General features: G+C 73.9%; 7 protein-coding genes and 1 pseudogene. 4 read left to right on the forward strand and 4 right to left on the reverse strand.

All coding sequences use genetic code 11. The features are described 5' to 3' along the window. The first annotated feature begins 407 nt into the window (after positions 1-407). The 3 genes from L3K22_RS16300 to L3K22_RS16310 all read left to right on the forward strand — a co-directional run bounded on the left by L3K22_RS16300 (position 408) and on the right by L3K22_RS16310 (position 3,529). The gene (locus tag L3K22_RS16300) at positions 408-1,958 is read left to right on the forward strand and encodes a sensor histidine kinase (RefSeq protein WP_263312321.1); all 1,551 of its coding nucleotides are present in this window, start codon (positions 408-410) and stop codon (positions 1,956-1,958) included. Beyond that, a complete protein-coding gene (locus L3K22_RS16305; protein ID WP_053916370.1) occupies positions 1,955-2,644 on the forward strand; it encodes a response regulator transcription factor in 690 nt (229 codons plus the stop codon). The genes L3K22_RS16300 and L3K22_RS16305 overlap by 4 nt, the downstream gene beginning before the upstream one ends. 270 nt (positions 2,645-2,914) lie before the next feature. After that, positions 2,915-3,529: a hypothetical protein gene (locus L3K22_RS16310; RefSeq protein ID WP_263312322.1), complete on the forward strand. Its 615-nt coding sequence runs from the start codon at positions 2,915-2,917 to the stop codon at positions 3,527-3,529. Between the two features lie 134 nt (positions 3,530-3,663). Here L3K22_RS16310 and L3K22_RS16315 read toward each other — a convergent pair whose 3' ends face one another. The 4 genes from L3K22_RS16315 to L3K22_RS16330 all read right to left on the reverse strand — a co-directional run bounded on the left by L3K22_RS16315 (position 3,664) and on the right by L3K22_RS16330 (position 8,363). Next, a complete protein-coding gene (locus tag L3K22_RS16315) occupies positions 3,664-5,391 on the reverse strand; it encodes an ABC transporter transmembrane domain-containing protein (RefSeq protein ID WP_263312323.1) in 1,728 nt (575 codons plus the stop codon). 31 nt (positions 5,392-5,422) lie between these two features. Next, positions 5,423-6,580 (reverse strand): DUF1611 domain-containing protein, encoded by a 1,158-nt coding sequence (locus tag L3K22_RS16320; RefSeq protein WP_263312324.1) that lies wholly within the window; start codon positions 6,578-6,580, stop codon positions 5,423-5,425. Between the two features lie 132 nt (positions 6,581-6,712). Continuing rightward, complete coding sequence (locus tag L3K22_RS16325) at positions 6,713-7,501, reverse strand: ferritin family protein (protein ID WP_263312325.1); 789 nt, start codon at positions 7,499-7,501, stop codon at positions 6,713-6,715. A 1-nt stretch (position 7,502) separates the two neighbouring features. After that, on the reverse strand, positions 7,503-8,363 hold the full coding sequence (locus tag L3K22_RS16330; protein WP_263312326.1) for a hypothetical protein: 861 nt from the start codon (positions 8,361-8,363) through the stop codon (positions 7,503-7,505). A gap of 296 nt (positions 8,364-8,659) precedes the next feature. On the opposite strand from L3K22_RS16330, the pseudogene L3K22_RS16335 reads away from it, so the two are divergent. After that, positions 8,660-8,904 (forward strand): annotated as a pseudogene (locus L3K22_RS16335) (hypothetical protein); the annotation flags it as partial.

An 8,904-nucleotide genomic window follows, 5' to 3' on the forward strand; every position in this document is an offset into this window, starting at 1 on the left:
TCATCTTCGGGGACCTCGACGTCTATCCTCAGCTACCCCGTATCACCGGCGCGCCCACACTCAACTCTGAAGAGCCCCTTATTGGCATAGTGGTGCCGTATACGCCATCAGTCGACCATGGCCCCGCGCCGTCCCGCTCCGGGACCGGGTGGGAAGCGGAGCATGAGCGGGAGGAGCGCATGGTGGCCGACGAGACCCGCCCCAGCGGCCCCCGCACCCCGCCCCGCACTGACGCAGAGCCTCGCCCCGGCGCGGAACCTCGGCCTGGCACCCAACCCCGGTCCGGCGCCTCCGCCCGCCCTCGCTCCTCGCGCCGCTCCGGCACCCCGCGCAGCCCCCGCACCTCGCCCCGCACCGCCCGCCCCCGTCCCCCGCGCGGCCCCCGCCGCTGGACGGTCCGGACCCGTGTGCTCTCCACCCTGCTCGTCTTCATCGCCGGCGGCCTCGCCGTCACGGGCGTGCTCACCTTCGCCGCGCAGTTCCGGGCCCTGGACCAGCGGGTCGAGGCCGAGCTGTGGCAGGAGCACAGCGAGCTCTCCCTGATCGCCAACTCCACCGACGCGGACGGCGAGACGATCCACACCACGGTCGACAGCGTTCTGGTCAACGCCACCGACTCCGCCGCTCCCTCCGACCACGAGTCGGTGATCGCCCTGATCGACGGGGAGCCGCGCTACCAGCCCCGACAGCAGGACTTCGCGCTGCTGCCCGAGCCGCCCGAGGACGCCTCGCACGCCGAGGCCGCCGCGATCACGGCCGAGTCCGAGATGGTCCTCGCCGAGATCCTCGACGCGCAGGTGCCGGACAAGACGGTCATCGTGCCGATGGAGGCCCACGGCCGGGACCTGCGCGTGCTGATCGCGTCGGTCTCGGTGGCCGGCGACGGGCAGCAGGGCGTGTTCGTGGTCGCCAACGACATCGGCGCGCAGCGACGCGAGCTGTGGCAGAGCGTGGCGCTGTTCTCGGGGATGTCCGTGCTGGTGCTGCTGCTGGCCGGCTGGGTGGGCTATGTCGTCACCGGGCGTCTGCTGCGGCCGCTGGTGGACCTGCGCGGCGCGACCGAGCAGGTCACGGTCACGGATCTCGAGCACCGGGTGCAGGTCCCGGACGGCGGGGACGACATCTCCGCGCTCGCCCAGAACTTCAACCGCATGCTCGAGCGGATCCAGGAGGGCTTCGCCGAGCAGCGCCGCTTCATGAGCGACGTCGGCCACGAGCTGCGCACCCCGCTGACCATCGTGCGCGGCACGCTGGAGACCACCGACGTGCAGGATCCCGACGACGTCGTCGAGTCGCACCAGATCGCGATGGAGGAGCTGGACCGGATGGGCCGCGTGGTCGGGGACCTCTCCGAGCTCGCCGCCTCCAGCCGCCCCGACTACGTGAAGCTCCACCCGGTGGACCTCGCCTCCTTCGCCCGCTCCGCCTTCGCCCGCATCGAGCACATCGGGGAGCGGGAGTGGATCCTCGAGCGCACGGCCGATGTGGTCGCCGAGGCCGACGAGCAGCGCCTCACCCAGGCGGTCGTGCAGCTGGCCGCGAACGCGGTGCGCTACAGCGACGAGGGGACCCGGATCTGGCTCGGCGTGGACCAGGTGCTCGGGCCCGAAGGACCGGAGATCCACGTCAGCGTGCGCGACGAGGGCGTGGGCATCGCCGAGGAGGACCAGCAGCGCGTCTTCGAGCGCTTCACCCGGGCCGAGGGCGCGCGCGGCGCCGGCTCCGGGCTGGGCCTGCCGATCGTGCAGGCGATCGCGGAGGGCCACGCCGGGGCGGTGCGGCTGCTCTCCCGGCTCGGCAGGGGATCGACCTTCACGATCGTGTTCCCGCAGTTCAGCGCCGAGGCCCCCAGGGCTGTCGGCGAGGGTGCGGAGCCCGGGAGCGGTCATACTGGGACGCGGGCGACGCACCGCCCCGACGACGAGATGGACGAGCCACCCCGGAGGGAGCAGGGATGAGGATCCTCATCGCCGAGGACGAGGCGCGGATCGCGCGCTTCATGGAGCGGGGCCTGAAGGCCAACGGCTACGCGACCACCGTGGTGGAGGACGGCATCGCCGCGCTCGACCTCGCCTCCGGCGGGGAGTTCGACCTGCTGATCCTCGACGTGGGCCTGCCGCGCATGGACGGCTTCCAGGTGCTGAAGGCGCTGCGCGACATGGACGTGCAGATCCCGATCCTCATGGTCACCGCCCGCACCGGCGTGGAGGACACGGTGCAGGGGCTCGAGAGCGGTGCGAACGACTACATCGCCAAGCCCTTCCGCTTCGAGGAGCTGCTGGCGCGGGTGAAGCTGCGCGCCCGGGAGGCGACCGCCGGCGCCGGCGCCGTCAGCGCTGACGTGCTCACCCTCGGGGACCTGTCCCTGGACCTGCGCAGCCGTATCGCCGAGTGCACCGTCGACGGCGCCTCGCGCGAGGTGGAGCTGTCCTCGCGCGAGTTCACCATGGCCCGCGTGTTCCTGGAGAACCCGGGACAGGTCCTCACCCGCGACCTGCTGCTGTCGAAGGTGTGGGGCTACGACTACGACGGCGCCTCAAACGTGGTGGACGTGTACGTCGGCTACCTGCGCGGCAAGCTCGGCGCGCCCCGCCTGGTGACCGTGCGCGGAGCGGGCTACAAGATGGTCGACCCCGCCGCCTGAGCGCCCCCGCCGCCTGAGCGCCCCCGCCGCCTGAGCGCCCCCGCCGGCCGAGCCCTCGCGGGTCGAAGCCCCGTCGGCCGCGCCCCCGCAGACCGCACCCGTTCTCCGGCCGCGCCTCTCCGGCCGCGTCCGCGGTCCGGCCGCGCCTCTCGTCGGCCGCCCCCCCTCGACGGCGCGTCGCCGCAGGCCACGGCCCACGAAGTGGGTTCATGAGAGTCCTCTCATCGACCCTTCACAGGGGTCTCATCGCGTGCTGGGAGCCTCGCCGACATGAAGGCTCTTCGCACCACCGGGATCATCGTGTCCGTCGCGCTCGCCGCGGCCGCGCTCGCCGTGCTGCCCTCGGTCGAGGAGGAGGGCCCGCAGGAGCGGGCCGGGATCACGATCGGCGACGCCTCCGATGCCGGCGGCGACGCACGCGCCGGCGGTGGCGCCGGCGGGGAGGATCCCCGCTCCGCCGACGGGACCGACCCGGCCGCCGCGGGCGCGGATTCGTCGGCCGACGGCGCCGCCGTGGCGCTGCCGCGCCCGAGCGCGACCGAGCAGCCCGTGGGCGGGATCCACTCCGACACCGGCATCGGCGCGATCGAGTCCGAGCCCTCGCCCGAACCCGCCCCAGCGCCCGCTCCGGCCCCCGCGCCCGCCGCCCCGGCCGATGGGAACCCCTCGACCGGCGGCTCGTCCTCCGGCGGCTCCTCGTCGGGCGGGTCCTCCTCGGAGGGCTCGAGGCCCGCGCCCGCGAAGCCCGCACCGGCGCCTCCGCAGCGTCCCTCCGGCGTCTGCGAGTGGGACGACGGCGAGCTCGAGTGCGACGACGACGGCGGCGACGATGATGATGACGAGGATGATGATGACGATGACGATGACGGCGAGGACGACGACTGACCCGGGCCGGCGCCGCCCCACGGCGGAGGGCTGAGCCCGCCCCACAGGCGCAGTCCCCGCACAGATCGAGCCCGGACGGCAATGGCGCCGTCCGGGCTCTCTCCTGCGGTGGCCTCGGGGTTCTCGTCGTCCCCTCAGTCGTCGTCCTCGCCGTCGGCGCGGCCGCCCACTGTCTCCCGCTGCGGCATCGTTCCTGCCTGCAGGGCGTACAGCCGGTGCTCGCGTGCGCCCAGGAGTCGTGCGAGCTGCTCGGAGCCCGCCATCACCACCACGCCCGGATAGCCGCTGAGCACCTGGTCCAGCATGCGCCGGCCGTCGTCGTCGAGGTCGCCCTCGAGGCCGTCGATCAGCAGCAGCGGCGGGGTGCCGTACATCGCGCGGGCGAGCGCGAGGCGGGCCCGGTCCGAGCGGTCCAGCGGCTCGCCGCCGCGGCGCAGCGGGGTGCGACCCCCGCGGGGGAGTGAGTCGACGTCAAGCCCCACCAGGTCCAGCATCTCCTGGTCGTGGGCGGCGTCGAGGTCGGGGCGTCGGTAGCGCAGCGCCCGGCCCACGGTGCCGCGCTCGAACACGGTGCCGGAGGCGGCATGGCCTACCAGCCGCCGCACCCGCTTCGGGCCGAGCGTGCGCAGGTTCTGCCCGTCGACCCACACGGAGTCCGGCGCGGCGAGCTCGGGGCCGGGGGAGAGCTCCAGCACCCGGCGCAGCAGCTCCTGCGGGGCGCGCGGGTCCTCGGAGACCAGGCGCACCCGGTCCCGGGGCCCGGCCACCAGCGGCGCATCGCCCGCGGTGAGACCGGGCAGGTGCAGGTGCACCAGCGCGTCCCCGGACTCGACCGGACGCGGCGCCTCGACCTCGGCGGAGAGCCGACGGCGCTCCTCGGCGCGGCGGCGGCGCTGCTCGGCCCCGGCCAGCGCCGGGCCCAGCACCATCCGGGCCGCGAGGTGGGTCTGCCGGTACTCGACGATCCGCCCGATCTCCAGCACCGGCGAGGACGCGATCCCGGCCACGGCCATCGCCGCCATGGTCACGCCCGGGGACTGGCCCAGGTAGATCCCGGTCGCAGCCACCAGCAGGGTGGTCAGCGTCGAGGCGACCACGCCGCCGGCGCGGAGGGTGCCGACGGTCTCGGCCCGGTCCACCGCGATCTCCACCAGGTTCCCCGAGGCCTCGCGCAGGTTGCGCAGCTCCCGCTTCGACCCGCCCGCGGCGAGGATCCCCTCGGAGGCGGTGACGGTGTCGGCGATGCGGGAGGCGAGACGGCCGCGCGTGCGGCGCATCCGCCGCGTCTTGATCAGCGCCGTCCGCGCCCACACCAGCAGGCACAGCCCCAGCACCACCAGCGGTACCGCCATCGCGAGGGCGAGCAGCGGATGCAGCACGACGAGGGTTCCCAGACTGCCCAGGATCAGCGGCACCCCGACGGTCAGCGGGGCGATGCCCTGGGAGACCCAGTTGCGCACCCCGGAGAGGTCGTTGGTGGTGCGGGCGACGGTCACGCCGAGCGAGGTCGAGTGCCCGGGAGTGAGCGCATCGCCCAGCAGGGTCAGGCGCAGCTGGTGGACGTAGTCCTGGCCGAGCTTCTCGGCGAGCACGCGCTGATGCACGGTCAGCGCCCCGATCGCCAGCGCGGTCAGCACCAGCAGCAGCAGGGCCCGCAGCAGGATCGGGGACATGCCCGCCGGGGCGGCCTGCATGGTCACCAGCGCCCAGGCGGACAGCGCGCCGAGCGCCGCCTGCCCGAACCCCAGCAGCACCAGCCCTGCGAGCCACAGCCGGCGCCGTCCCCGCATCAGCGGGGGCAGCGGGGGAGGGTTCTTCAGCAGGCCGTTCGCCTGCAGCTCCGGCTCGCGGTCACGACGCATCGAACCGCGCTCCGACCGGCTCGCTCCGCGGTCACGACGCATCGTCGAGGCGCTCCTCCAGCAGGTCCTCGACCAGACCGCGCGCCACCTCCGCCTCGGTGAGGTCGAAGGTGCCGGCCACGGGCACGTCCAGGGCGCGGCGCGCCTCCGCGGTCGCGAGCGGCGAGCTGGTCACCACGCCGGAGACGACCGACGGGGTCCGGCCGAGCTCCGCGAGCGCCGCGACGCCGCCGACGGCACCGAGCGCGTCGCCGGCCGCGAACACGACCCGGTCCACGACCGCTCCGACCTCGGGGTCGGCGAGCAGGCGCGCGGTCTCGCCCTGGTAGACGCCGTCGGCGATCTCCAGCAGCACCACGTCGGGACGGGCGGCGCCGCCGGCGAGCTCGTCGGCCATCGACAGGAACAGGTCCCGCACCTCCTCGACGTCGACCCGGAAGGTGGAGGAGTAGCCGAAATCGGTGAAGTCCAGGACGCGGTGCGCGCCCGCGTCGAGGAAGAGGCCCACGTCGTTGCCCGCGCCGGTGCCGGTCGCCTTCCCGGCGGCCACGCGCAGCCCGGCCGCGGCGAGGCCGTGCGCGAGATGGGCCAGCACCGTCGACTTCCCGGAGTTCATCGAGGTGCCGAGCACGGCGATCACGGGGACGTGATGGGCGGGACGGTCGGTGCGCGCGGTGATCGAGCGCAGCACCTGGTGGGGGGCGGTGCGGGCGAGGGTGAGGGGGCCGTGCTCGTCGCGGATCACGCCGATCGGCTCGATCTCTGTGGGGGAGCCGACGCCGGAGTGCTGCTCGAGCACGCGGGAGGCCAGACCGCCGGCGGCCGCGAGATGGGCGGGGCCGAGGTCCGCGGGGACCATCGCGAGGAACTGGTCGGCGGCGTAGCGGCTGCCGTAGGCGACGACGATCTCGTCGCCGGGGAAGAGGATCTGGCGGCGGGAGACGGGGCTCTCCAGACGCTTGTGGTGGCCGACCTTCGTCACCCGGGCGAGCAGCACCTCGCCGGGCTGCGGGACGTGCTCGCCGGTGATCAGCTCGACCTCGCGGGCGCGGCGCAGGTGGGCGCCGACGGTGCGGGTGGAGAAGGCGTGCTTGGCGCGCTCGATGCGGGAGCGCACGTCCTGCGGCGCCCTCGCGGGGCTCGTGGCGGTGAGCGGCGCGGCGGTGGTCTCGGTGTGCAGGATCGTCATCTCGGGGCTCCTCGGTGGGTGGGTCCGTGGCGGACCCTGGAGCGGGCCTGCCGTACGAGGAGCAGTGAACCGGCGGCGGATGAAGCGCCGATGAATCGACGATGAGACGGATCTCAGGAAAGAACCCTCAGGTCAGGCGGGCACGCCGAGGCGCGCGAAGGCGTTGCGGAAGATCGTCAGCCCGTCCAGGCCGTGCATCTTCTGGACCCGCTTGTCGAGCTTGTCCAGCTCGTCGCCCTGATGGGCGAAGAGGTGGTTCATGACGTGGCGCACCTCGGACTCGTCCATCATCCCGCTGCCCACCGGCTTCCACACCTTCGACATCACCAGGCGCACCAGCTTCGGCGCCCGATCGGAGGCCTCGAGGTACCTCCGCGCCGAGGTCGTGTAGTAGGCGACGTGCCGCGTCTCCTGCTGCGCGATCCGCTTGAGCAGCGGAGTCATCACCGGGTGGTCGACCATGGCGGAGAGCCGACGGTAGGCGGCCACGGCGGAGAGCTCGTTGGCCGCGCCCCAGGTCATGTGCACCGCGAGGAAGTCCTTGCCGACCAGGTTCGACAGCGAGGACTGCTTCATCGGACCGAGCGCGGCCCGCCAGCCGAGCTTGACGCGCTTGGCCTTGACCTCGTCGTAGTCCACGACGATCCCGTGCCGGCCGAGCACCCGGGCGAGGGCCTCGCCGTGCCAGTACTCCTCGCGGTTCCACACGGTCATGAAGCCGCCGGCCTCCTCCTCGCGGTGCGAGGGGGTCACCAGCAGATCGCGCATGAAGCAGGAGGTGTGGTACTCGACATCGCACATGTAGCGCAGGGAGCGCAGGGTCTGCGCGTCCAGCGGCTGCTCGTCGAAGAGGTCGAAGTCGAGATCCGCGTACTTGACGGGCAGCGAGGTCTCGGCGAAATGATCGATGTCGAAGGCCATGTCACGCTCCGGAACGGGGCAGGGAGAGCAGGTGAGCGTCGGGGAGGTCCGGGCCGGGCAGCAGCCGGGTGATCTCCCGTCGGGCGCGGTGGAGACCGGCGCGGTCGCGGGGATCCGCGCCCAGCACCTGCAGCGCTGCGTCGAGATCGGGATCGGGCACCCCGCCGCCGTGCAGCGGGGAGCTCAGGCTCAGCACCAGCCGTGCGACGACGGCCTCCTTGCGTGAGCGGGTGATGCGGCCGATGGCCTCCTGGGTGAAGAAGTCGACCGCCGCCTCCTGGCGGGCGCGCACGGTGCGGACCACGCGCTCGGCCTCGCCGCCCAGGCGCCGTGCGATCGCGTCGAGCCCCGCCACGAGCGAGGCCTCCTGGATCGCCATGCGGGCCATATGGCCGGCGGCGACGGGCTCCCCGGCCGCGGCGTTCCACAGCGGGGTCAGCAGCGGCTGGACGCGGTCCACGTGGATCCGGCGCAGCGCGGCGACGCGGCTCGGCCGACGGGACGGGGCGGGGCGCTCGACGGGGTGGTCGCCGGTGAGCAGATCGCGCAGCGCACGGGCCTGCCAGTGGCGGTCCACCAGCCAGGTCGCGAGGAAGGCGGTGATCCGGGCCTCGTTCGCGGTCACGGTCGAGAGCATCGTCCGCGCCTCGGCGAGCCCGGAGGACTCCATGCGCTGCAGCACGCCGAGGGCGAGGCGTTCCTGGTCGCGCAGCGGCTCCTGGGTGGCGTGGAGATCGGTGTCGACGGGGATCCGGCTGGTGCCGCGCCGGGTGTACGCCTCGACGTCGAAATCGGTGCGCAGCACGGGGGCGATCGTCTCGTCGAAGTGGAGATGGCCGGCGTAGCGGCCGGTGGTCGGCATCGACGCGTGCGGATCCGGGGTCCCGACGGGGCCCGGGGTTGCGGCGGACTCGGGGGAGGAAGCCTCTGCGGTCCGTGCCCTCGTGGTCCGGTCCCTGTCGTCGTCGGCATGAGCCGACGGGTCCGCGGTGAGGTCGACGGTCACCTTCCACCTCTTTCTCAGGATCGGGTCGGCGGGCGGCGCGGGACGTCGCACCGCGGCGGCACGACCGGGAACAGTGTACGGAGAAGCCCTGGAGGATGCCCGAGCGCGAGGTCAGGCCGGGCGATGCCGGGCTTGGTAGGTTTCGTCGTGTGATGACCTCAGGTGCCGCCTCGCTGCCGGTGCCGGGCGACGACCGCGCCGGGCGGGACCTGCCCGGACCCGAGGCGCTGCGCATCGCGCTGCACCCCGCCGAGCTCCCGCTCGCCCGCCCCCGGGACGTGGCGCAGGCGGCCGCCCGGGTGAGCGATCTCATCTCGACCGGACGCCTCCAGGAGGCGCGCCGCCTCGCCGCGGAGTTCCGACGCCGCACCGCCCGGCCCGCGGACCCCGCCGCGCT

The organism is Brachybacterium atlanticum (assembly GCF_025669985.1).
GTDB lineage: Bacteria > Actinomycetota > Actinomycetes > Actinomycetales > Dermabacteraceae > Brachybacterium > Brachybacterium conglomeratum.